This is a genomic window from Mesorhizobium sp. WSM4823, assembly GCF_055811195.1.
Genome location: NZ_JBVVQL010000003.1, coordinates 411,933 through 433,128 on the forward strand (window position 1 = coordinate 411,933; position 21,196 = coordinate 433,128).

Annotated in this window: 23 protein-coding genes and 1 tRNA gene; 5 read left to right on the plus strand and 19 right to left on the minus strand. The window is 62.3% G+C overall.

All coding sequences use genetic code 11. The features are described from left to right. Window position 1: 1 nt before the first annotated feature. Window positions 2-1,198 carry a glutamate 5-kinase gene (gene proB, locus AC0L26_RS10735; RefSeq protein WP_473632484.1) on the minus strand — a complete coding sequence of 399 codons (1,197 nt, stop codon included), beginning with the start codon at window positions 1,196-1,198 and terminating at the stop codon, window positions 2-4. A gap of 2 nt (window positions 1,199-1,200) precedes the next feature. Further along, window positions 1,201-2,232 carry a GTPase ObgE gene (gene obgE / locus AC0L26_RS10740; RefSeq protein ID WP_352928330.1) on the minus strand — a complete coding sequence of 344 codons (1,032 nt, stop codon included), beginning with the start codon at window positions 2,230-2,232 and terminating at the stop codon, window positions 1,201-1,203. A gap of 114 nt (window positions 2,233-2,346) precedes the next feature. Here obgE and AC0L26_RS10745 point away from each other — a divergent pair, with 114 nt between their 5' ends. Continuing rightward, window positions 2,347-3,216, plus strand: a complete 870-nt coding sequence (locus AC0L26_RS10745; RefSeq protein WP_473632485.1) for an endonuclease/exonuclease/phosphatase family protein — start codon at window positions 2,347-2,349, stop codon at window positions 3,214-3,216. A 215-nt stretch (window positions 3,217-3,431) separates the two neighbouring features. Here the strand turns inward: AC0L26_RS10745 and AC0L26_RS10750 are convergent, their stop codons facing one another. The 3 genes from AC0L26_RS10750 to AC0L26_RS10760 form a co-directional block, all read right to left on the minus strand. After that, window positions 3,432-4,019: a GNAT family N-acetyltransferase gene (locus AC0L26_RS10750; RefSeq protein WP_473632486.1), complete on the minus strand. Its 588-nt coding sequence runs from the start codon at window positions 4,017-4,019 to the stop codon at window positions 3,432-3,434. Between the two features lie 118 nt (window positions 4,020-4,137). After that, on the minus strand, window positions 4,138-4,407 hold the full coding sequence (gene rpmA, locus AC0L26_RS10755) for a 50S ribosomal protein L27 (protein WP_095487526.1): 270 nt from the start codon (window positions 4,405-4,407) through the stop codon (window positions 4,138-4,140). A 100-nt stretch (window positions 4,408-4,507) separates the two neighbouring features. Beyond that, window positions 4,508-5,176 (minus strand): 50S ribosomal protein L21, encoded by a 669-nt coding sequence (locus AC0L26_RS10760; protein WP_473632487.1) that lies wholly within the window; start codon window positions 5,174-5,176, stop codon window positions 4,508-4,510. Window positions 5,177-5,500: 324 nt separating this feature from the next. Between AC0L26_RS10760 and AC0L26_RS10765 the strand changes: the two genes are divergently transcribed. Further along, window positions 5,501-5,590, plus strand: a tRNA-Ser gene (locus AC0L26_RS10765). Between the two features lie 168 nt (window positions 5,591-5,758). Here AC0L26_RS10765 and AC0L26_RS10770 read toward each other — a convergent pair. From AC0L26_RS10770 to AC0L26_RS10785, 4 genes are all read right to left on the minus strand, one after another. Continuing rightward, window positions 5,759-6,055 carry a hypothetical protein gene (locus AC0L26_RS10770; protein WP_473632488.1) on the minus strand — a complete coding sequence of 99 codons (297 nt, stop codon included), beginning with the start codon at window positions 6,053-6,055 and terminating at the stop codon, window positions 5,759-5,761. Window positions 6,056-6,712: 657 nt separating this feature from the next. Beyond that, window positions 6,713-7,288, minus strand: coding sequence for a DUF308 domain-containing protein (locus AC0L26_RS10775; protein WP_473632489.1), 576 nt, complete (start codon window positions 7,286-7,288; stop codon window positions 6,713-6,715). Window positions 7,289-7,353: 65 nt separating this feature from the next. Next, window positions 7,354-7,965 (minus strand): TetR/AcrR family transcriptional regulator, encoded by a 612-nt coding sequence (locus AC0L26_RS10780; protein ID WP_473632490.1) that lies wholly within the window; start codon window positions 7,963-7,965, stop codon window positions 7,354-7,356. 86 nt (window positions 7,966-8,051) lie between these two features. After that, on the minus strand, window positions 8,052-8,534 hold the full coding sequence (locus AC0L26_RS10785) for an RNA polymerase sigma factor (protein WP_473632491.1): 483 nt from the start codon (window positions 8,532-8,534) through the stop codon (window positions 8,052-8,054). A gap of 378 nt (window positions 8,535-8,912) precedes the next feature. Between AC0L26_RS10785 and AC0L26_RS10790 the strand changes: the two genes are divergently transcribed. Further along, window positions 8,913-9,590, plus strand: coding sequence for an outer membrane protein (locus AC0L26_RS10790; RefSeq protein WP_473632492.1), 678 nt, complete (start codon window positions 8,913-8,915; stop codon window positions 9,588-9,590). 152 nt (window positions 9,591-9,742) lie between these two features. Here AC0L26_RS10790 and AC0L26_RS10795 read toward each other — a convergent pair whose 3' ends face one another. Further along, window positions 9,743-10,717, minus strand: coding sequence for a Tim44 domain-containing protein (locus tag AC0L26_RS10795; protein ID WP_473632711.1), 975 nt, complete (start codon window positions 10,715-10,717; stop codon window positions 9,743-9,745). A 193-nt stretch (window positions 10,718-10,910) separates the two neighbouring features. Between AC0L26_RS10795 and AC0L26_RS10800 the strand changes: the two genes are divergently transcribed. Together AC0L26_RS10800 and AC0L26_RS10805 are read left to right on the plus strand one after the other, a co-directional pair. Beyond that, window positions 10,911-11,804 (plus strand): alpha/beta fold hydrolase, encoded by an 894-nt coding sequence (locus AC0L26_RS10800; protein ID WP_473632493.1) that lies wholly within the window; start codon window positions 10,911-10,913, stop codon window positions 11,802-11,804. Between the two features lie 138 nt (window positions 11,805-11,942). Next, window positions 11,943-12,266: a hypothetical protein gene (locus AC0L26_RS10805; protein WP_473632494.1), complete on the plus strand. Its 324-nt coding sequence runs from the start codon at window positions 11,943-11,945 to the stop codon at window positions 12,264-12,266. Window positions 12,267-12,320: 54 nt separating this feature from the next. Here AC0L26_RS10805 and recQ read toward each other — a convergent pair whose 3' ends face one another. From recQ to AC0L26_RS10850, 9 genes are all read right to left on the minus strand, one after another. After that, window positions 12,321-14,165 (minus strand): DNA helicase RecQ, encoded by a 1,845-nt coding sequence (gene recQ, locus AC0L26_RS10810; RefSeq protein ID WP_473632495.1) that lies wholly within the window; start codon window positions 14,163-14,165, stop codon window positions 12,321-12,323. A 305-nt stretch (window positions 14,166-14,470) separates the two neighbouring features. Next, entirely contained in the window at window positions 14,471-15,247 is a 777-nt protein-coding gene (locus AC0L26_RS10815) for a sulfotransferase family protein (RefSeq protein ID WP_473632496.1), read from the minus strand. A 277-nt stretch (window positions 15,248-15,524) separates the two neighbouring features. Beyond that, the gene (locus AC0L26_RS10820) at window positions 15,525-15,863 is read right to left on the minus strand and encodes a cupin domain-containing protein (RefSeq protein WP_473632497.1); all 339 of its coding nucleotides are present in this window, start codon (window positions 15,861-15,863) and stop codon (window positions 15,525-15,527) included. Between the two features lie 13 nt (window positions 15,864-15,876). Further along, on the minus strand, window positions 15,877-16,641 hold the full coding sequence (gene kduD / locus AC0L26_RS10825; protein WP_473632498.1) for a 2-dehydro-3-deoxy-D-gluconate 5-dehydrogenase KduD: 765 nt from the start codon (window positions 16,639-16,641) through the stop codon (window positions 15,877-15,879). Then, window positions 16,638-17,495 carry a 5-dehydro-4-deoxy-D-glucuronate isomerase gene (gene kduI / locus AC0L26_RS10830; RefSeq protein ID WP_473632499.1) on the minus strand — a complete coding sequence of 286 codons (858 nt, stop codon included), beginning with the start codon at window positions 17,493-17,495 and terminating at the stop codon, window positions 16,638-16,640. The genes kduD and kduI overlap by 4 nt, the downstream gene beginning before the upstream one ends. Window positions 17,496-17,509: 14 nt before the next feature. Next, entirely contained in the window at window positions 17,510-18,286 is a 777-nt protein-coding gene (locus AC0L26_RS10835) for a FadR/GntR family transcriptional regulator (protein WP_473632500.1), read from the minus strand. Window positions 18,287-18,295: 9 nt separating this feature from the next. Next, window positions 18,296-19,576 carry a TRAP transporter large permease gene (locus tag AC0L26_RS10840; protein WP_473632501.1) on the minus strand — a complete coding sequence of 427 codons (1,281 nt, stop codon included), beginning with the start codon at window positions 19,574-19,576 and terminating at the stop codon, window positions 18,296-18,298. A gap of 4 nt (window positions 19,577-19,580) precedes the next feature. Then, window positions 19,581-20,111 (minus strand): TRAP transporter small permease, encoded by a 531-nt coding sequence (locus tag AC0L26_RS10845; protein ID WP_473632712.1) that lies wholly within the window; start codon window positions 20,109-20,111, stop codon window positions 19,581-19,583. 100 nt (window positions 20,112-20,211) lie between these two features. Then, complete coding sequence (locus AC0L26_RS10850) at window positions 20,212-21,189, minus strand: TRAP transporter substrate-binding protein (RefSeq protein ID WP_473632502.1); 978 nt, start codon at window positions 21,187-21,189, stop codon at window positions 20,212-20,214. Between the last annotated feature and the right edge of the window lie 7 nt (window positions 21,190-21,196).

Consider the following 21,196-nt stretch of genomic DNA (forward strand, 5'->3'; position numbering starts at 1 on the left):
CTCATCCTCCGCTATGTACCTGGTCACCGATTACCTGGTCACCGGTCCCTACTTGGTCACCGGCCCGTACTTGGTCACCGGAATGGCTCACCACAAGGTCGTCGCGGTGGATCATTGCCGAACGCGCCTCGTAGCCGAGCACGGTTTCGATCTCGGCCGTCTTCAGGCCAGCGATCCTTACGGCATCGGCGGCATCGTAGGCAACCAGTCCGCGCGCGATCTCGCGGCCCTCGGGCGACAGGATCGCCACCGTGTCGCCGCGCGAGAAATTGCCGCTGACCAGCTTGACGCCTGCCGGAAGCAGCGACTTGCCCGACAACAATGCACCGATGGCGCCGGCGTCAACAGTCAGCCGGCCAGCCGGTTCGAGCTGCCCGGCGATCCACGTCTTGTAGCCTTTGACCGGATTGGCGCTCGGCCGGAAGAAAGTCGCCCGCTCGCCGCGCTCGATCGCCATGAGCGGCGATAACCGTGTGCCTGATGTGATGATCATGGCAGTGCCGGCGGCGGTGGCGATTTTGCCGGCGTCGAGTTTTGTCCGCATGCCGCCGCGCGACAATTCGGACGCCGCCGCACCGGCCATCGCCTCGATATCAGGGGTGATGCGGTCGATGACCGGAATGAACTTTGCGCTGGGGTCTTTGGCCGGCGGCGCCGTATACAGCCCGTCAATGTCGGAGAGCAGCACCAGGAGGTCGGCGCCCATCATCGTCGCCACCCGCGCGGCCAGCCGGTCATTGTCGCCATAGCGGATTTCGGAGGTCGCCACCGTGTCGTTCTCGTTGATGACCGGCACCGCCTTCATCTTGAGCAGCGTCGAGATCGTCGCCCGCGCATTGAGATAGCGGCGGCGCTCTTCGGTGTCGCCGAGCGTCAGCAGGATCTGGCCCGATCTCAGGCCGCCCTTGCCGAGCGCATCCGACCAGGCGCCAGCCAGCGCGATCTGCCCGACCGCGGCCGCAGCCTGGCTCTCCTCGAGCTTCAGCGCCCGCTTGCCGAGGCCGAGAATGGTGCGGCCCAGCGCAATCGCGCCGGACGACACGACGAGGATTTCGGCGCCGCCTTCAGCCAGCACGGCGATGTCTTGGGCAAGCGAAGCCAGCCAGTCGCGCTTCAGGCCCGTCGTGCGATCGACAAGCAGCGCCGAGCCGATCTTGACGGTAATGCGCCGGTATTTTCTCAGCGACTGCGCGGCCATGGCTATCTGTTCCAGCGCGTCTCGACCGGCGTGGCGGCAGCTTCGCGGGCCTCGGCCACAACCGCCATCAGCGCCCGCAGAACCGCTTCGACCCCTTCGCCGGTGACCGCGGACAAAAGCATCGGCGCGCGGCCGGCGGCGCGTTTCAGCGAAGCGACTTTCTTCTTGCGTGCGTCGGCATCGAGCGTGTCGACCTGGGAAAGTGCGACGATCTCGACCTTCTCGATCAGCCCATGGCCATACGCGTCGAGTTCGGTGCGCACGGTCTTGTAGGCTTTCCCCGGATTTTCTTCCTGCGCGGAGACCAGGTGCAGAAGGACGCGCGTGCGTTCGACATGTCCGAGGAAACGATCGCCGATACCGACGCCTTCGTGGGCGCCTTCGATCAAACCCGGAACGTCGGCGATGACGAACTCGCGCCCGTCGATGCGGGCCACACCCAGGCCCGGATGCAGCGTGGTGAAGGGATAATCGGCGATCTTCGGCTTGGCCGCGGTCACAGCGGCCAGAAAAGTCGACTTGCCGGCATTGGGCAGCCCGACCAGACCGGCGTCGGCGATCAGCTTGAGCCTGAGCCAGATGTTGAGCTCTTCGCCCGGCAGCCCTGGGTTGGCGCGGCGCGGCGCCTGGTTGGTCGAGGTCTTGAAGTGCTGATTGCCGAAGCCGCCATTGCCGCCCTTGGCCAGCAGGAAGCGTTGACCGACGACGGTCAGGTCGCAGATCAGCGTCTCATTGTCCTCGGCAAAGACCTGCGTTCCCGCCGGCACTTTCAGCGTAACGTCGGCGCCCTTGGCGCCGGTCATGTTGCGGCCCATGCCGTGCGTACCGGTCTTGGCCTTGAAATGCTGCTGGTAGCGATAGTCGATCAACGTGTTCAGCCCATCGACCGCCTCCACCCAGACATCGCCGCCGCGGCCGCCGTCGCCGCCATCGGGACCGCCGAACTCGATGAATTTTTCGCGCCGGAACGACACCGAACCGGCGCCGCCGTCGCCGGAGCGGATATAAACCTTGGCTTGATCGAGAAATTTCATCGGATTGCTGAGTTTCTGCTAGTGGCCTTGCGGCATTGCTCTAAATCTTTGGCACTGCTCTAAACCAAGGCGGGGCGAAGGGCGAGGCTGTTTATGAACATGGCCGGAGTCGCAATGAAGCTCGTAACCTACAACATCCACTACGGCGTCGGCCTCGACGGGCGCTACGATGTCGGCCGCATTGCCGATGCCGTGCGCAGCGCCGACGTGATCGCGCTGCAGGAGGTTTCGCGCAACAATCCCAACAATGGCGGCCGCGACATGGTGGCCGAGCTCGGCGAGGCGCTGCCCGAATACTTCGCCGTCTACGGCAGCAATTTCGAGGCCAATGTCGGCTCGCGTCTGGAAAACGGCCGCGCCGTCACCACCACCTTCCAACTCGGCAATATGGTTCTGTCGAAAACGCCCGTTCATCTGTCGCGCAATCTCCTCTTGCCGCGCAGCCGCAGCTTCGAAGTGATGAACTTCCAGCGCGGCGCGTTGGAGGCGCTGATCGAGACGCCGCTTGGTTTCATCCGCTTCTATTCCACCCATCTCGATCATCGCAGCCCGGTCGAACGTTTGAGCCAGCTCCGGTTTCTGCGCCAGCGCCTGTTGAACTATGCAATCGAAGGCGGCGCGCTGTCCGGCGTCGCCGAGGTCGGCCTGCCGGATCTGCCTTGTCCCGAAGCCTTCGTCGTCATGGGCGACTTCAACATGCTGGCCGGATCGCCGGAATATGTCGAACTCGCCGGCCACCCGGATCACGAATTCGGCATGCCTGTGACCGCCGATCTTGCCGTCGATGCCGCCGCGCGCCTTGCCGCTACAGGCGCCGACCTCATCACCTGGGTCGACCCCGAGCGGCCTGACGACATCAGCCGCCACAAGCGCATCGACTATGTCTTCACCAGCGCCTCGCTCGCCAAATCGCTGAAGCGCCTGTCGGTCGACCGGCATGCGGTCGGCTCGGACCACCTGCCGGTCTGGGTCGAGATGGCCTGATCCGGAGTTTGGTTCGCAACTGACTTTCGAATTCACCATGATCCTTTCGGAACCTTTGGTTCGAGGCCATGCGCCGAGGTGTGTTGAGATTCAGGTCAGGCCGAGTCGAAAATGACGGTTTCCGAGAACCGGAGCGGAGCGTACTCAAGTACGTGAGCACCGGAAGCGCAGGAAACCGCCATTTGCAGGCCGGCCTCACCTGAATATCGACACGCCTAGAAATGCACCCAGTTCCGGAGGCTGGTCCAGGTCTTGCGATCGAGACGATAGCGCTCGACCGGCACCTGGCCGGCGACGATCGAGTTCAGCATGCCTTGGCCGGCATATTGGAAGCCGCATTTGTGGATCACCCGGCGCGAGGCCGGATTGATGACCCGCGTCGAGGCATGCAGCACCTGGATCGACGTCTTCTGGAAGGCGAGGTCGACCAGCGCGTGTGCTGCCTCCGTCGCATAGCCGCGCTTCCAATAGGGCTCGCCGATCCAGTAGCCAAGCTCCAGCCCGCGGTCGGTGGTGTTGAGGCCGGCGCAGCCGACGAAGGTTTCTGTACCGGCCAGCGTCAAGGCATAGGCAATCCCAGCCCGGCGCGATGCCGTCATCGCGAGGAAGGCGCGTGCCTCGGCCTCGCCGTAGGGGTGCGGCATGCGGGCCAGCATTTCGGCGACGTGGCGGTTGTCGGCGAGCACCACCAATTGCTCGATATCGCTTTCGCGCGGCGCCCGCAGGACCAGGCGCTCGGTCACCAGGACCGGGCAATCTATCGCGTAACTTTCACCGTCCGTGTCTTCCGCTTCGGCAACCATATCAGTCCTCCAGGCACAAGAAAAAGGGGAGATGGAAACCCATCTCCCCTGATCCATTTCCTGGCTTGGCCAGACACCGGTTCCCGAGATGGGTGCCGGTGTTCTCGTACGGAACCGGCTACTCCGCGGCCTTCGTCATCGGGTTCACCGATACGTAGGTTCGGCCGTTGGCTTTTTTGTTGAAGGTGACTGCGCCAGCTTCGAGCGCAAATAGCGTGTGATCCGTGCCAATGCCGACATTGACGCCGGGATGCCACGTCGTGCCGCGCTGACGAATAATGATGTTGCCCGGAATCACGGCTTCGCCGCCGAACTTCTTCACGCCGAGCCGCTTGGAATGGGAGTCGCGACCATTGCGCGACGAACCGCCAGCTTTCTTGTGTGCCATCTAACTAACTCCGATGCGCCGCAGGGGCGCCTAAAGGGTCTTATGAACGCGTTCGCGTTCCGTTTCAAGTCCGATCCGGCGACGATTGCGCCGGCTCGCTTTACTTCTTCACCAATTCCTTGGCCTGCTCGCGCCAGTCCGTGATCTGGTCGGCGCTGAACGGCATATGCTCGTCGATCTTGGCGACGTCCTTGTCCGACAGCTTGGCGATCTGGGCAAAGGTCGTGATGCCCTGCTCGTTCAGCTGGCCGGCCGCAACCGGGCCGATGCCCTTGATCACGGTCAGGTCGTCCGGTTCGCCCTTCGGCGCCTTGAACAGCGGAGCGGCGGTTTCGGTTGCCTTGGCCTCGGTTGCCTTGGCCTCGGTTTCCTTCGGCGCAGCCTCTGCCTTGGCTTCCTTCTTCGGAGCAGCCTTTGCCTCTGTCTTGGCCGCGGCCGTCTTCGTCGGCTTGGCACCATCCAGCAGGATCTCGGCGATCCGCACGGTGGTCAAAAGCTGGCGATGGCCGATCTTGCGGCGCGAATTCTGCCGGCGGCGCTTCTTGAAGGCGATGACGGTGCGGTTCTTGCCCTGTTCGACGACTTCGGCGGTGACCAAGGCGCCGTCGACGAACGGTGCGCCGAACGTCACATTCTCGCCCTCGCCATGCGCGAGCACGTGGCCGATCTCGACGATATCGCCGACCTGGCCTTCGACTTTTTCGATCTTCAAGAGATCGTTGGCGGCGACGCGATACTGCTTGCCGCCCGTTTTGATGACTGCGAACATTTTTTGCCTTTCGCTGTTCGGTCGGCCTTGATGAACCGCTTCAGGCGGTTCGGCCGTCTTTTTGTCAGTCTGCGGGTTCAAAAAACAAGCGGCGCGGAAGAACCCTCCACGCCGATTGCGCGCTGTCCCTAACCGAAGGTTGAGCGCAAGTCAAGGCAAGCGGTCGGCACACGGGCCAGGAATGCATTCAAGCCAAGCGCCGACACCACGGAGCGGCACGGCAAGTCCGATAAGAAGCCGGATCGTCGGGCAGATTGGCCCTTGTAACCTGTCCGCCCAGCCGTTATCTAGTGCGCCGCGCCGGCAACGGCGGACCATGACCGCGGAGAGGTGGCAGAGTGGTCGAATGCACCGCACTCGAAATGCGGCATGGGTGCAAGCCCATCGGGGGTTCGAATCCCTCCCTCTCCGCCATTCTCATATTCCACTAACAATTTTAGAATTTCGGCAGCCTTCCCGCTTTCTTCCCCATTTGGCAGGTCGAGGCGTCAGCCCCAATCGCACGATTGCTCCCTGATAAGGGTCGGCACGCCGACGTCGTGATGAACGCGTCGAGACGCGCTTCACAGGCGCTCGTCACCGTCAGCTGCGAGGAGTGAAGAGCGGCTCTCTACATCGATGAACCAAGCACTGGCCGTCGCGCGTCGGCACAAACGCTACCGCTGGGATTTCCGACCAGTCGCACGCGTTGCTGTACTGGCGGCTGATATAGAGAGCATAGGTGTTCGGGCCGGTGGTCAGCACCGCCGAGCCGTGGCTCTGGATCAGCGCCTGCGTCTGTTGGCAAGTCATGGTGCGGGTGTCCGGCCGGGCCTGGGCGAGGGCTGTGAAGGCAAACGTGACCGCTGCCGAGGTCAACGCAATCCGGCGAATGGACATGACGAGACTCCCGCGATGAGCCAATTGGTTGATAAACTCGCATGTCGAAGGGCGGCTGTGCAATGGTTGGCTTTGCGATCGACGGGCAGGATCTGCTCAACCCGCATGCCGGCGATCAACCACGCTCCTCATAGGGGGTGTTGTTGTTCAGTCCTTCAGCGGGTCAGCATAACCCAAACGGGTCATGCGACAAAAATTGGTCTCCTTTAAAATTTGCCTCTGCAAAGAGGGAGTCCGTTGTGAAACACAAACGTGTCATTGCCTGTGCGATTTCGTTATGCGCCCTTCAGGGTTGCTCAACAATGCAGACGAATCAATTCGCTGAGGGAATGGCTCAAGGGATGGGGGTGTTCGTTCCAGCACCGTACACTCCTCCTCCGCGACGCTATACGCCAGTGAGACGCTCCGCCCCGGTTTATCGCCCCCCAGTCTATCAACAACCCGCATATCCGAGCAGCGGCAACGGTTCAGTTTGTTCACCCGAACAAAGGGCTCGCGGTTGGTCAGACGATCGTTGCGCGGTGAACTAATCTGTTCCTGGAGCGAGATTGATACGATCGCTGTAAAGTTTAATTTTCTTGCCGCCTCGGTTGCGGCTGCCGAAGCTGCTGCCACGGCGCGCCTCGATCGGGGTCAGTATGGCTTAAGATCGCGGTTCTATGCGGCCTTCCGCCGCGATTGGCTCACGCTCAGCCACACCGCCGAAACCAGGAAGTAGAGGGCGCCTACTGCGGCATAGCCGGCCACGTTGGTGATGGATGGCGGCATCGGCATCCGCGCCTGCGCGATGAAAAACGTGCCTGCCAGCGCTGATTGCCCGCCGCTCAGGACCATCGCCCACTGCGCGCCATAGCTCTTCCAACGACGGATTGCGGTGCCGAGTTGAAGCAAGCCAGAGAGGATCGCCCATACCCCGAACACCCCGAGCACCCAATTCATGCTCAGCTCCAGCGCGAAAACGACCGCGAGCGTTGTCGCCACACTGACGACGACGTTGATGCTCTGCGTGCGGTTCTGTCCCAATCCTCCGCTGCGCGACGCGTCGACAAGATTGGCAAGGGCGTCCCAGGCAGGATAGGCCACGAGCAAAACCGCCGCGATCACCCAGGAATTCTGCCCCACCGTAAAGGCAGCCGCCACCCAGACGGCCGAGAACGCTGTCCGGGCGAAGTAATAGAGCTTGAGCCATTCTTCCTGGCTGGCGCGGGAAAGATCGCCACTGTAAACCGTCATTGGATTGTCCTTTCGACTAGTAGGTAGGGATTGTAGACGAGCGTGCCGAGCGATCACGGCTTTGGTTATCCGAGTGCCAGGACCGTATTTGGAGGCAAGCGCGGAGCGAGTCGCTCCAAGAGCGGGCCTGTCACGGCGCCGAATATCTTCGGATCGCCATAGGCCCGCGCCGAAAGCATCGCGCCGTGGACCGTCGCCATAAATGCTTCAGCCTCGGCACGAGGGGTACTCATCAGCTGGAGTCGGCCGTGCCGCGCACCGCGCTCCAGCACGGATGTCAGCCATGCTGACAGGGAGCGGAAATGCGCCCGAACCTCAAGGCCAACCTCCTCGGGCAGGACGGGCAGCTGGCTTGCCAACAGGGCGCAGACACAAAACGGAGCGGTGGCGTCCGCGATGCAGGCTTCCCAATAGCCAGCGTAGAGCCGAAGCTGTTCGAGCGGATCGGGTACCTGATGTTCGAGATTCGCCATCCCCGCATCAGCTTCTTCCCGATACCGCGCAACCAGCGTTCGGACCAGATCGACCTTGCTTGGGAAATGGTGATGGATGCTCGCCTTGCGAATCCCGACCACATCAGCGATGTCGGCATAACTGAAACCGTTGTAGCCGCCAGCGACGATCAGAGAACGCGCGCAAGCCAGGATGTCGTCAGAAGTGGTAGATAAGTTACTCATGCCTGAACCTACCTTCTGGTAGGACGGCTGTCAAGCCCCGCGCAACGGGAGCAGCTGTGGCAACGGCCGCCGCTGCAGTGTATCGGTCAGCTCCGCTCCGGCAATTTTTCGAGTGCTGCGGCCAGGTGGCGCACCCGTTCGCGCTCGATGGCTATGGTTTCCGGCGACGGCGTTTCGGCTGGAATTTCGGTACAATCCTGGACCTCCAGGCCCGTGCGCTCATAGCGCGCGCGTGTCCTGCGGCGCCTCTCATGGTCCAGTGCCAGATTGCGCGCGGTGTGATGCAGGAAGGCCTCGATACGATCGATCGGCCCCGCCTCAAGCGCCTTTCGGGTGCGCAGATAGTTTCCTGTGCAAGATCTTCCGCCGTCGAGGGATCCCGAACGATGCGCATGACACTGCCCATCAGCGAGCGCTTCTCGGAGAGAAAGATGGTTGTCAGGTTTAGGCGGCATCACACGCTTGCCGAAGCCGTGAACTGACCGGCAGTGACATGCACCCCTCTTCCCTTTGTCTGGAAGAGCAGAGCACAGGAACATCCCGAGCACGCGATTGTCACAGGAACCCACCAGACCACGCCGCCGACACGCAGCGGATGTACTGCGCTACCAAATATGTGTGAAAAGGTCAACTTATTGGGACCCCCGAAGCGCCGCACCGCGAAGTTGTCACCAAGGGGTGCCAGACCGGTCGCAACGTCGATCATCTTATCGCGATGGATCGATAGTTCGGCAACTGGTGCGGCGCCGCCGACTAATGCAACATCGGTTGCCCTGACTGCAAAACCGTTGGGCGCTTTCCTGTTCGGAAGTGCTCGCGATGGCTTGTTGCCAGTGGGCCACAATTGTCAACAAAATTGGCCAACTGGGGCCGTTCCTCAGCAGATTCTGTTGACGCGCTTAAGTTCGATGTGTCTGTTCCGACAGATAGCATCGGGGGCAATCGCTATGAAACAGTTCCTTCTCGCATCTGCTTTGTCCGTGTTGACGCTTACGCCTGTCCTGGCTGCTGACGCGGTCGCACCTATCGCGTCCGTGTATGACTGGAGCGGGTTTTATGTCGGCTTGCAGGCTGGCTATGGGTGGAGCCGTGTCGACCAGCCGTACGCAAATGTCGGTGGACCGTTCATCTTCACGCAAGGCGACGCCGACGGAGACGGCTGGGTTGGCGGCGCGCACGTTGGTTACAATAAGCAATTCGACTCTTGGGTGCTTGGCCTTGAGGGAGATTTTGAAGCTTCCAACATCGATGGCGATGATGGCGGTTCCGGCGGCCACATTAACGGCTTTGAGTTCAAGTGGCTGGGGTCGGTACGCGGACGAGTTGGCTATGCAGTAGATCGCGTTCTCCTCTATGGCACGGGCGGTTATGCCTTCATGCGAGGCTCAGCATATGCGGTTGAAGGCTTCGGCGGAGCAACGGCAGAAAGCAATTCTGCCACATTCCATGGTTGGACCATTGGAACGGGTGCCGAGTACGCTTTTACAGATAACCTCACTGCGCGCGCCGAGTATCGGTACACGGATTTTGGTGCGAAACGAATTTCGTTCCCAGTCAACGGCTATGATGAAGAGATCGATCCATCGTTCCACGCTGTTCGACTAGGCGTCAGCTACAAGTTCTGACGGACCATCCGAAGCGGTCCGCCCCCCGCACAGCCGTCACGCGCTCGCGCCGGTCAATAAGTACGCTCTGCGACGGCTATGCGGATAGCCGGTTGCAAATCCGGGCGCCCCCAATCCATCCGGATTGCGCTGTCAGGGCGAAGCGTAACGGGTCAGGGTTGCTGTATTGCTGCGAGCTTCCAGTCGCCACCGTTCTGGCGCGTGAAGGTCCACAATTCGGTTGTTTCCGTCGGCCGATCGGCTTCGCCCGCGACGATCTTGCCGCTGGCGCGATCGCGCATCACGTCATGGGACTCATAGCGCAACGCAGCCGTGGCGTAGTCGCGACCATCTTCCCGCCAGCTCTCCGCAATATCGGCCTCCAGCAGGCTGACGTTCGACACCTCGTTCCTGATGCCGTTTTTGGCATTATCGGCAAGTTCCTCCGACAGGTACGACACCATCTCGGGGGTCGCCAGCCGGCGCAGGCCAGCATGATCTTCGCGTCCGAACGCTTCTTGAACCTCCGTCAACCGTTGCTGGAACGTATCGAGATCGGCCGGCGTCATTGTAATTTCATCGGAGGCTTGAGCCGTCCGGCCAAATCCAGACCCGATGCCTGGAATGGGGAAAGACGAGACGTTGTCAGCCTCGGACTGGGCTGCAGCGTTTCGCCCGAAGCTCCCCATGTTCCGCGGAACCCCGGCCATGGCGGGCGCTTGGTTGCGTGCCGATTGCGACCGGAAAAAGCGGATGGCCAACATGATCGCGCCGCCGATCAGTAGTCCCTGAAGCAGCAGACCCAACATGCCAGCCAGGCCGCCGAACCCCTGGCCCAAAAGAAGTCCGATCAGGCCGCCGAGCAGCAGGCCGCGCATCATCGAACCGCCGAGGCCGTTGAAGAAGCTTGGACGTTGGGATGCCGGCGTCTGGCGGGCCGCATTGTTCGTCGCGGGCGTCATCGAGCGCTCGACCGGCGCGGCCGGCTGTGGCGCCGTCCTGGTCGGCGGGACCGACTGGAAAGTGCGCGTGCCGCGGCTGCCGAAGCTGCCGCCGCGGCGCGCCTCGGCGTAATCGGCCGTGACCATGGAAAATGCCAGGAACAGCCCTGCAAACAAAGCGGCAAACCGGCTCGAACGCGAAATCATCATAGCAAACCCTTAAGCGACACTCTTGCCGCTCATATGGGGTGCGCCGATCGAAATATCAGTGGCCGCACCTTCCGCATTTCAAGATTGAGGAGAAGTCCAGGGCCGCCCTTCACCAGGCACGGCAGCTGGCCGTGATCCTTCTGTCACTTTGTGCGTTGTTGCCTGAGGTCCATCGAGGAGACGACGAACGGTGTTTGCGGGTTTCAGAGCCACCAGCTTGCAACAGGACGACACGGCCATTTTCGCAAGGGTCGGCGGGACGGGTCCGCCGCTGCTGCTGCTTCATGGTTTTCCCGAGACGCATCTGATGTGGAGGGACATCGCCACAGCATTGGCGCCCCGCTTTACGGTGATCGCCGCCGATCTTCGGGGTTATGGGCAAAGCGGGTGCCCGGTCTCCTCTGCCGATCATGGCCCATACGCCAAGCGCGCCATGGCCGGCGACATGGTTCAACTCATGAAACAGCTGGGGTTTGAGCAGTTCATGGTTGCCGGACATGATCGTGGCGGTCGGGTCGCTTATCGTCTGGCGCTCGACCATCCCCGCGAAATCTCCAAAGTCGCGGTCCTCGACGTCATCCCCACCGCCGCCGCGTGGGATAGGGCGGACGCCCGACTGGCCCTGAGCTTCTGGCCCTGGAGCCTTCTCGCGCAACCGGAGCCGCTGCCGGAGCGGCTGATAGGCGCAGCGCCCGACGCCATTGTCGACAATGCGATTGTGCAGTGGGGGTCGCCGGCAGAAATATTCTCGACGAAGGTCAGGAACGCCTATGTCGGTGCGCTTCGCGATCCCGTTCATGTTCACGCGATATGCGAGGAATATCGGGCCGCCGCCACGATCGATCGTGAACATGACGCGCTGGATCAGGCAAGCGGTCGTCGCATCGAGTGTCCGCTACTGGCATTGTGGAGTAGCGAAGGCGGCCTGGAGAACTGGTATGCGGAGGAAGGCGGACCGCTGGCTATCTGGAGAAAATGGGCCGACAGCGTTGAAGGCCGCCCGGTCCCGGGCGGGCACTTCTTTCCGGAGGAGCACCCTCGCCAGACCGCAGCAGCTCTCTCGAAATTCTTCGAGGACAATTAGGGGGAATGACGCCCGGGACGGAGTATTGTAGAGGTTTACATGTTTCCGTTACGCAAAACCTCGGGAACGCTCCGCGGCCCGGGATCGGGACCCCTCTGATATCAGCCCCATTCGGCGTCAAACCTGCTTGTTAAAAATATGAAGGCGATCACCAGAGCCACGCCCCTGATATGCAGCCTCGTAATTGCAGGAGGTTGCGCCTCGCCCTTCAGTGCATCCTTTGATACCGCGAAATACGACAAGATGAGCTGCGTCGAACTCAACGTGGCCATGGGCGAAGTCGCCAAGGAGATATCGGCGACAGCGATCACCCGGGGCAAAGTCGCGCAAACCAATATTCCGGGCTGGCTATTGGGAGCCCGGCGTGTCGCCTCTACCGTCACCGCCCGCCAGAGCGCGAAAATCGAGCGCTTGCGGCAGCAGGAGGCTGCGATCGCAGCAGCGAGACGAAGCAAGTGCTGATTGCGCCGACGTGGTCTGGTGGCTGTCGGCATGATCGCATTGTTGATACAGCCCTCAGCCCGACATCCCGGATTGATGCGTGGCGATTGCACTCAGAAAAGTCTGGCCGAATTCCTTGAGCTTCGCGGCGCCGACGCCGTTGATTGCGGCGAAGCCATCGAGGTCGTGCGGGCAGCGTTCGGCCATGTCGATCAGCGTACGATCGGAGAAGATCACATAAGCCGGCACCTGGCGCTCCCTAGCGAGGCGCAGCCGCAGCGCCTTGAGCGCGGCCAAGAGCGAAGCATCGAGGCCCGTAGTGCCCGCGGCGGTACCTCCGGCGGAACGCAGCTTGCCGCGCGCGGCGCGATGCCGCGTTTCGACACGATACTGGAACGGCACCTCGCCACGGCCGAGCGCATGACCCTTTTCGGCGATGGCAAGACCGCCATGGCCGGAGGGATCCGGCTCCAGGAACCCGCCGGCGACGAGCTGGCGAATCAGCGACAGCCAGAAATCCTTCTTGTGCGCCACTCCGGCGCCAAAGCTGGCGAGCCTCTCATGGCCTCTGGCCAGCACCTTCTCGGTTTCATGGCCGAGCAGAATGTCGATAACATGGGCCGCACCGAAGCGTTCGCCGCTCTCAGTGACCGTCCCCAGGATGATGCGCGCCTCGGCAGTGCCATCTGCGCGCGGCACCTGATCGAGGCAATTGTCGCAATTGCCGCATGTCGACGCTTCCTCGCCGAAGTAGCCAAGCAGCACCTGGCGGCGGCACTGCGCCGTCTCGCAATAGCCGATCAGCGTATCGAGCCGGCGATGCGCCCGTCTTTTGTGCTCCGCCGCTGCATCCTCCTCGTCGATGAACAGGCGCCGCATGCGGATGTCGCCGAGCCCGAACAGCATATGCGCCACCGCCTCCCGCCCGTCGCGGCCGGCACGGCCGATCTCCTGATAGTAAGCCTCCAGGCTGCCCGGCATATCGGTGTGAAAGACATAGGCGACGTCAGGCTTGTCGATGCCCATGCCGAAAGCGATGGTCGCCACCATCACCACGCCGGAGAGCGTCATGAAGGCATTCTGGTTGGCCTCGCGCGCGTCCTTGCCCATGCCGGCATGGTAGGCGAGCGCGCGGACACCGTTCTGTTCGAGGAATGCCGCCATTTCTTCGGTCTTCTTGCGCGACAGGCAGTAAATGATGCCGCTGCGGCCGGCCTGACGCTGCACGAACTCCAGCAATTGGCGCTTGCTGTTCTGCTTGGCCTCGATGCCAAGCCTGATGTTCGGCCGGTCGAAACCCAACACCAAGCTCTCAACGCTGCCAGCGAACAGCCGCGCGGCTATGTCGTTGCGCGTGGCTTCGTCCGCTGTCGCCGTCAGCGCGATTATCGGCACATCGGGGAAGATACCGGAGAGCCGCGACAACTCTTCATATTCGCGTCGGAACGCCGGACCCCATTGCGAGATGCAATGCGCCTCGTCGATGGCGATCAGCCTGATATCGAGCCTGGCCAGCGCCTCGAGCATCCGCGTCGTCATCAGCCGCTCAGGCGCGAGATAGAGCAGGCGCGTCTGGCCCGCGGCAACGCGACGCCATGCGGCGACATTGGCATCGCGGTCGAGCGATGAATTGATCGTATCGGCCGCCACGCCGGCAAGGCGCAATGCGGCGACCTGGTCCTGCATCAGCGCCACCAGCGGCGAAACGACGATGGTAAGCCCGCCCAGGACCAGCGCCGGGACCTGGTAGCAGAGCGATTTGCCAGCGCCGGTCGGCATGACAGCCAGCACATGACGCCCGGCCAGCAGCGCCTCCATCACAGCATCCTGGCCGGGGCGAAAATCGTCGAAGCCGAACACGTCCTTCAGGACGCGCCGCTTGGGATCCTCTGCCGGGATACTCGCCGCCGATACCTGCATCAGGGAAGTTCTACGATCGGCGCCGCCCAGAAAGGTGGCGTCGGAACAGCCAGGGATGGAACCCAAGCCGCCTTGCAACAGGTCTCGACTTCCACACAAAATGGGGTGGGATTTATTTTCCGCGGATGAGAGAAGACTTGAAAGCCGGTCAAACTACCCCTCCGCGTGCCACGTTGCCTTAGCGCAGCCGTCATCGAACCACAACAAGAATGCTTATGCTCCAGCAGGCAGGCAGTTGAAGGAGCCGCTCGCGATCGCTGCGTGATCGTGATTCAAGCCGCTACAGGACCAGATCAACCGCGTATTCAGGGCGCCAACCGGTTCGCGACCTTATCGCCCGGATTGGCCGGCATATCGTAGCCGAACTCACCGCAGAAGCGTTCAACGCGGGCGAGAAATGCTGGCGGCAGGCTACTGAGATAGGCCAGGAATTCTGCGTTCCTTTCCCATTTCCTGAGCGAGGTTTCCCGGATCGGATTGGCCGGATCCTTGCTAAAGCGGATGCGCGGTGCCAACCCGAACGACCGCGCGATTCTTTCCTGCACGACATCCGGGTCGCCGACCATGTCTTCGTATCGAACATAAAGGACCTGTCGATCCGGCTGCGCCTTTTTCAGCTGCAGCAGCGCGTCGTATTCGACCAACCAGCGCTCGGCCGTGACATGGAACCGGCGCAACGTCCTTGTTTGCGGATGCGAACTGGTGAGCACGTCGAAGGGATGACGCACGCAGTAGATCAGGCCGGTGGAGGCAGGCAGTTTCGCGAGGTGCGCATAGCTGCGGGAGGCGCGTTTGACGACCAGGTTGGATTCCGGCCGGTCCAGCATGTTCAACATCGCGTGGCGCGCTTCGGGCGGATGGACGAATGTATCCGCGAAGCATCCCATCAGTCGCTGCGTCAGCGTTGTTCCGCTGCGTGCGCAACCGGCGATGAAAATCCTGTTGGGAAACGCTGCGTTTCCGTTTGCGCGCGTCGGCTTTCGTCTTTTCGAGGATAGTGGCGACGCGATACGCCGAAACTCCCTGGCAAATTTCCAGATGACTGCCTTGACCGCGGACTCGAATATCCGAACGCCCTTCAAATCCTGCCTCCTTCCGCGTCGTCTGAAGAACCGTCATTGGCCGATATGGGACCGTTATTCCAGCCCCATTCGCTTTGGGCACGAATATCGCGCCGGCTCTGGGTGGTTAATCCTATTTTCACCATGGTTCGGCAGGTTCAGATCCTGCGGTGATGTTTTGAGTACCGCGGCGCCACAAGCGCCCAGGCAATACGCCCGCGTCTCTCCGGAGGCGCGGGCTTTTTGTTTCCAAAGATAGGCTGCTGTTGCGTGGTGGCCTGCGATCGTTCTCGTCCTGTCAGGCAAGGAAATCGGCGCGGTGCGGCGTAAAACTGTCGACCAGGCGCCCGGCCTCGAGCGCCTTGACGCCATGGACGAGGTTGGATGGGACAATGAAGCTGCTTCCCGTTTCCAGGAGCTCGGTCCTGCCGTCGATGGTGACCTCGAAACGGCCTTCGGCGACGTAGCTCGCCTGGACATGCGGGTGCGAATGCAGCGCCCCGACACCGCCCTTGTCGAAACCGAACTCGACCATCATCAATTCGTCCGTGTGCAGCAGCACGCGCCTGCGATTGCCATCCGGGGTCGGCGTCCATGCGCCCTCGCCGGCATGCGAAAAGATTTTCTGTCCGGTCATTGCCAAATCCTTCTCATCGCGCCAGCCAGCCGCCGTCCACCGGCACCACCGCGCCATGCATGTAGTTGGACGCCGGCGCCAGCAGGAAGACGGCCGCGTCGCCGATGTCTTCCGGCTCGCCCCAGCGCCCGGCCGGAATGCGCGCCAGAATGGCGGCGCTGCGGTCCGGATCGGCACGCAGCGCCTCGGTGTTGTTGGTCTCGATATAACCGGGCGCAATGCCGTTGACGTTGATGCCATTCGGCGCCCATTCGCAGGCGAGCAGCCGCGTGATGCCGAGCACGCCGTGTTTCGAGGCGGTGTAGGAGGCGACGCGGATGCCGCCCTGGAAGCTGAGCACCGACGCGATGTTGACGATCTTGCCCTTGCGTCCGCCGGCAAGCACGCGTCTGGCGAAGCTCTGGCTGAGAAAAAAGACCGTCTTCAGATTGACGTCCATGACCTCGTCCCAATCTACCCCAGTCAATTCGACCGCATCGGCGCGCCGGATGATGCCGGCATTGTTGACCAGCCCGTCGAGCGGCCCATGCTCGTCCCAAACGCGGTCGAGCATGCTGGCGGCGGCCGAGGGATCGCCGAGGTCGGCGGCCACCGCAGCAAACGTCCCGCCCGCCGCCGCGAGCTTTCCCGCTGTCTCGTCCATCGCCGAACGGCCGACGCCGACCACCGCACCGCCGGCGCGGGCGATCGACAGGGCGATGCCCTGGCCGATGCCGGTGTTGGCGCCGGTCACGAGGATGCGCTTGCCCGCCAGGCTGAAGGCGGAAAGGCCGCTCACCGCAGCTCGTCCATCGTTACCGGATCGACATCGGTATAGTCGACATTGTCGCCGGCCATCGCCCAGATGAAGGCATAGTTGGAGGTGCCGGCACCCGAATGGATCGACCATCCCGGCGAGAGCACCGCTTCTTCATTGCGTATGACGATATGGCGCGTTTCATCCGGTTCGCCCATGAAATGAAACACGCGCGCCGCATCGGCCAAGTCGAAATAGAGGTAGGCCTCCATGCGTCGGTCATGCACGTGGCACGGCATGGTGTTCCAGACCGAGCCTGAAGCGAGCTGGGTCATGCCGACGACGAGTTGGCAGGTTTTGACGCCGTCGGCATGGATGAACTGGAAGATCGAACGCTCGTTGCAGGTCGCCTGGCTGCCGAGATCGAGCCGCTTGGCATCGCCGATGCGGATCATCTGGCTGGGATGGCTCTGATGCGCCGGCGCGCTGAGCAGATAGAACTTGGCCGGCTCGGCCGGATTGACTGAGGCGAACGACACCTCATTGGCGCCCATGCCGAGATACAGCATGTCGCGCGGCTGCAGCTCATAGGACTGGCCATCGGCCTTCACGGCACCAGCGCCACCGATATTGACGGCGATCATTTCGCGGCGATCGAGAAAGTTCTTGGTCCCGGTCGGCCTGATCGCCTGCAGCGGCAGCGGCGTGCCCGCAGGCATGGCGCCGCCGACGATCATGCGGTCGTAATGCGTGTAGGTCAGGCCGATGCGGCCGAGCTGGAACAGACCTTCGATCAGGAAATTGTGACGGAGCTCGTCCGTCCCCATCGCCGCGGCGGTAACAGGGTCTATGGCGAAACGCGAGGTGATGTCAGTGTGATTGTCGGGGTGATTCATTTCTGCCTCATTGGTCATTCGGTTGCCGCGGCCTTGACCGACTCGGCATAAAAACTCTGACGTGCGTGCAGGCGCTCACGATAGCGCTGCTGGCTTGCGGTGAGATGCGAGCGCATGGCTTCGCGCGCGGACTCCGCGTCGCCTGACGTAATGGCATTCAGGATCACCAGATGCTCGCCTTGCAGCCCCCGCTGGTAGGCGTCGGATTGGGCGAGTTCGGTGGACCAGGGTGAAGTCACGTCGCACGGAATGGCCCGCCGGCCGAGCACGTCGAGCATCTCGACATAGAACGGGTTGTTGGTGGCGCTGGCGATCGCGCGGTGGAAGGCAAGGTCGGCTGGGCCCGTCGGCTCGCTGTTCAAGAGCAATCGCTCGAACTCGAAGAACGCCTCCTGGATCGCCGCTTCCTGCGCGGCATTGCGACGGATGGCGGCGAGCCCGGCGGACTCGATCTCGATCGCCAGGCGCACCTCGAGCACGTTGAGCGCGATCGAATCCTTGGCACCCATATCCGCGGCCAGCGCGCCGAACATCGTCGAGATATGCTCGGTGACGAAGACGCCGGCGCCCTGGCGCGGCTCGACCAGGCCGTCGGCCGCAAGCTTAGCCAGCGCTTCGCGTACGACGGTTCGGCTGACCCCGAAGGTTTCGGTCAGCTGACCCTCGGTCGGCAGCTTCTGTCCCGGTTGGATCTCGCCCGCATGCAACTGCTTTCGAAGCGCCGCAATCACGGTTTCTGAAAGCTTGGGCTTGCGTTCGACCTTCAGGCTGATCGCCATGTCAGATGCCATTGCCAACCCCTATTTGAAGACGCTCGGCAGCCATAGCGAGATGGCCGGAATGTAAGTGACGAGCCCCAGCACCACGAGGCCTGCCCCATAGAATGGCCAGATCGAGCGCATGGCTTCCCAGACCGATATCTTGCCCACTGCGCACGCCACAAACTGCACGGCGCCGACCGGCGGCGTGTTCAGTCCGATGCCGAAATTGAGGATCATGATGACACCGAAATGCACCGGATCGACGCCGTAAGCCTGCGCTACAGGCAGGAAGATCGGGGTGCAGATGATGATCGTCGGCCCCATGTCCATGAACGTGCCGAGGAACAGCATCAAGATGTTGAGCAGGAGAAGCACGACCAGCGGATCCTCCGAGATCGCTTTCATCGAGGCTATGAGCGCTGCCGGCACTTTCAGGAAGGCCATCAGCCACGAGAACGCCGCCGCCATACCGATGATGAGCAGCACCATGGCGGTGGTACGAACGGCGCCATGGGTAGCATGAACGAAACCTTCCCAAGTCATCTGCCGGTAAACCAGGACAGTAACCAGCAACGCATAGATGACGGCGATGCAGGAACTCTCGGTGGCCGTGAAGACGCCCGATCGCACGCCGCCGAAGATGATCGCGATCAGCAGCAGGCCGGGCACCGCGACAGCGAAGAGATGCGCGACGGCGGCGAAGCCCGGAAACGGCTCGGTTGGATAGCCGCGCGAGCGCGCCACGAAATAGGCGGTAACCATGAGGGCCAGGGCCAGTAGCAGGCCCGGGATGATGCCGGCCGTGAACAGGTCGGCGATAGAGATCTTTCCGCCTGCCGAGATCGAGTAGATGATCATGTTGTGCGACGGCGGCAGGAGCAGCGCGATCAGCGCCGCCATCGAGGTGACGTTGACGGCATAGTCCGCGCCATACCCACGCGCCTTCATCTGCGGGATCATCAAGCCGCCTACTGCCGCCGCCTCCGCCACAGCGGAGCCCGAAATGCCGCCGAACAGTGTGGCCGTTGCGATGTTGACCTGCCCGAGACCGCCGCGCATGTGGCCGACGAGCGAGCCGGCGAAGGCAACGATCTTGCTGGCGATGCCGCCGCGCACCATCAGGTCGCCGGCGTAGATGAAAAACGGAATGGCCAGCAGCGAAAAGACGCTCATGCCGGAATTCAGGCGCTGGAACACGATGAGCGGCGGCAGGCCCATATAGAGGACGGTGGCAAAGCTTGCGACGCCGAGGCAGAAGGCGATCGGCGTGCCGATAAGCATCAGAACGGTGAAGACGCCGAAGAGTATCCAGAGTTCCATGGCGTCAGACCTTCACATCAGCTGTATCGAGTTCGGCTGCGACTTCCGCCGGCGGCAGTTCATCGAGTGCATCGTCGATCGGCGCACCGGACAGGCGAAGCACGATGCGCTCCAGCGTGAAGAGCACGATGAGCGCGCCTCCCGCCACAAGCGGGACGTAGTCCCAGCCTCCCGATATGCCGAGCGACGGCAAGGTGGTGCCCCAGGTCAAGGCGACCAGCTGGCTGCCATACCAGATCATGCCGATGCCGAAGGCGAGCGCGACGAGGTCCGAGATCATCCTCAGCCAACGCTTGCCGCCTTTCGGCAGCACGTAGAGCAGGACGTCGAAGCCGAGGTGATAGTTCTCGCGCACTCCGACGGCGGCACCGAGGAAAATGAACCAGCTCATCAGCATCACCGAACCCTGCTCGGTCCAGCTCGGCGAGCGGTTCAGGATATAGCGGCCGAACACCTGCCAGGCGACGAAGGCGGTCATCAGCACCAGCCCGACGCCGGCAATCCACAGCGCCGCCGCGCTGACGCGCGACATCATGCGCGCGACGCCGGACAGGAGCGGTCTTTGTTCTGGGCTGGAGGCCACCGGTTTTCTCCGCAAGAGGAAGGCGGCGCGTAATGCCCGCGCCGCCGCTAGATCACTGCACGGCCCTGATGGCCTCAACCATCGCCTTCAGCTTGTCGTCCTTGACGTGCTTCTCGTAGACCGGGCCCATCGCGTCGATGAAGGGCTGCTTGTCCGGCGTCGTGATCTGCGAACCGGCCGCCTCGACCTTGGCGCGCGATTCCTTGACCTTGGCGGCCCACAGCTCACGCTGCTTGGCGACGCTTTCCTTGGCGGCCGCCTTGAAGATCGCCTGATCTTCCGGAGTCAGCTTGTCCCAACTCGACTTCGCCATGACGAAGGCTTCCGGCACCATCGTGTGCTCGTCGAGCGAATAGAACTTGGCGACTTCCGCATGCTTGGCGGTGTCGTAGCTCGGAAAATTGTTTTCCGCGCCGTCGATGACCCCGGTCTCGATCGCCGAATACACCTCGCCATACGGCATCGGCGTCGCGTTGGCGCCGAGTGCCGCCACCATGTCGACGAAGATGTCGGACTGGATGACGCGGAACTTCATGCCGGCCAGGTCGGCTACAGAGTTGATCGGCTTCTTCGAATTGTAGAAGGAGCGCGCGCCGCCGTCATAAAAGGCGAGCAGCACCAGCCCGACCTGTTCGAACGCCGCCGCGATCTGGTCGCCGACCGCACCGTCCATGACCTTGTGCATATGATCTTCCGAGCGGAAGATGTAGGGCAGCGAAGGCACGGTGGTTTCGGGGATAAGCCCGTTGAACGGCGCCATCGAGACGCGGTTGAGGTCGATCACGCCGGAGCGCACCTGCTCGATCGTGTCCTTTTCTTCGCCGAGCTGCGCGGAATGATAGAGCTCGACCGTATAGCGGCTGGCCGTCCGCTCCTTTACAAGTTCGCCGAAATATTTGACCGCCTCGACCGTCGGATAGCCGTCCGGGTGCGTGTCGGACGAGCGCAGAACCGTCTGAGCGCCTGCCGTTCCGGCCATCAGTGCGGCGGCAAGCAGCGTAGCTCCCGCCAGTCTGGAAAAATGCAGCATTGGTTTC

Coding starts and splice junctions, on each gene's coding strand:
- AC0L26_RS10745 (WP_473632485.1), top strand. CDS start 2,347: ATGAAGCTCGTAACCTACAACATCCACTACGGCGTCGGCCTCGACGGG.
- recQ (WP_473632495.1), bottom strand. CDS start 14,165: ATGCAGGTATCGGCGGCGAGTATCCCGGCAGAGGATCCCAAGCGGCGC.
- kduI (WP_473632499.1), bottom strand. CDS start 17,495: ATGAATCACCCCGACAATCACACTGACATCACCTCGCGTTTCGCCATA.
- obgE (WP_352928330.1), bottom strand. CDS start 2,232: ATGAAATTTCTCGATCAAGCCAAGGTTTATATCCGCTCCGGCGACGGC.
- rpmA (WP_095487526.1), bottom strand. CDS start 4,407: ATGGCACACAAGAAAGCTGGCGGTTCGTCGCGCAATGGTCGCGACTCC.
- AC0L26_RS10795 (WP_473632711.1), bottom strand. CDS start 10,717: ATGATTTCGCGTTCGAGCCGGTTTGCCGCTTTGTTTGCAGGGCTGTTC.
- AC0L26_RS10780 (WP_473632490.1), bottom strand. CDS start 7,965: ATGAGTAACTTATCTACCACTTCTGACGACATCCTGGCTTGCGCGCGT.
- AC0L26_RS10850 (WP_473632502.1), bottom strand. CDS start 21,189: ATGCTGCATTTTTCCAGACTGGCGGGAGCTACGCTGCTTGCCGCCGCA.
- AC0L26_RS10775 (WP_473632489.1), bottom strand. CDS start 7,288: ATGACGGTTTACAGTGGCGATCTTTCCCGCGCCAGCCAGGAAGAATGG.
- AC0L26_RS10790 (WP_473632492.1), top strand. CDS start 8,913: ATGAAACAGTTCCTTCTCGCATCTGCTTTGTCCGTGTTGACGCTTACG.
- AC0L26_RS10760 (WP_473632487.1), bottom strand. CDS start 5,176: ATGTTCGCAGTCATCAAAACGGGCGGCAAGCAGTATCGCGTCGCCGCC.
- AC0L26_RS10835 (WP_473632500.1), bottom strand. CDS start 18,286: ATGGCATCTGACATGGCGATCAGCCTGAAGGTCGAACGCAAGCCCAAG.
- AC0L26_RS10770 (WP_473632488.1), bottom strand. CDS start 6,055: ATGTCCATTCGCCGGATTGCGTTGACCTCGGCAGCGGTCACGTTTGCC.
- AC0L26_RS10840 (WP_473632501.1), bottom strand. CDS start 19,576: ATGGAACTCTGGATACTCTTCGGCGTCTTCACCGTTCTGATGCTTATC.
- AC0L26_RS10805 (WP_473632494.1), top strand. CDS start 11,943: ATGAAGGCGATCACCAGAGCCACGCCCCTGATATGCAGCCTCGTAATT.
- AC0L26_RS10750 (WP_473632486.1), bottom strand. CDS start 4,019: ATGGTTGCCGAAGCGGAAGACACGGACGGTGAAAGTTACGCGATAGAT.
- AC0L26_RS10820 (WP_473632497.1), bottom strand. CDS start 15,863: ATGACCGGACAGAAAATCTTTTCGCATGCCGGCGAGGGCGCATGGACG.
- proB (WP_473632484.1), bottom strand. CDS start 1,198: ATGGCCGCGCAGTCGCTGAGAAAATACCGGCGCATTACCGTCAAGATC.
- AC0L26_RS10845 (WP_473632712.1), bottom strand. CDS start 20,111: ATGATGTCGCGCGTCAGCGCGGCGGCGCTGTGGATTGCCGGCGTCGGG.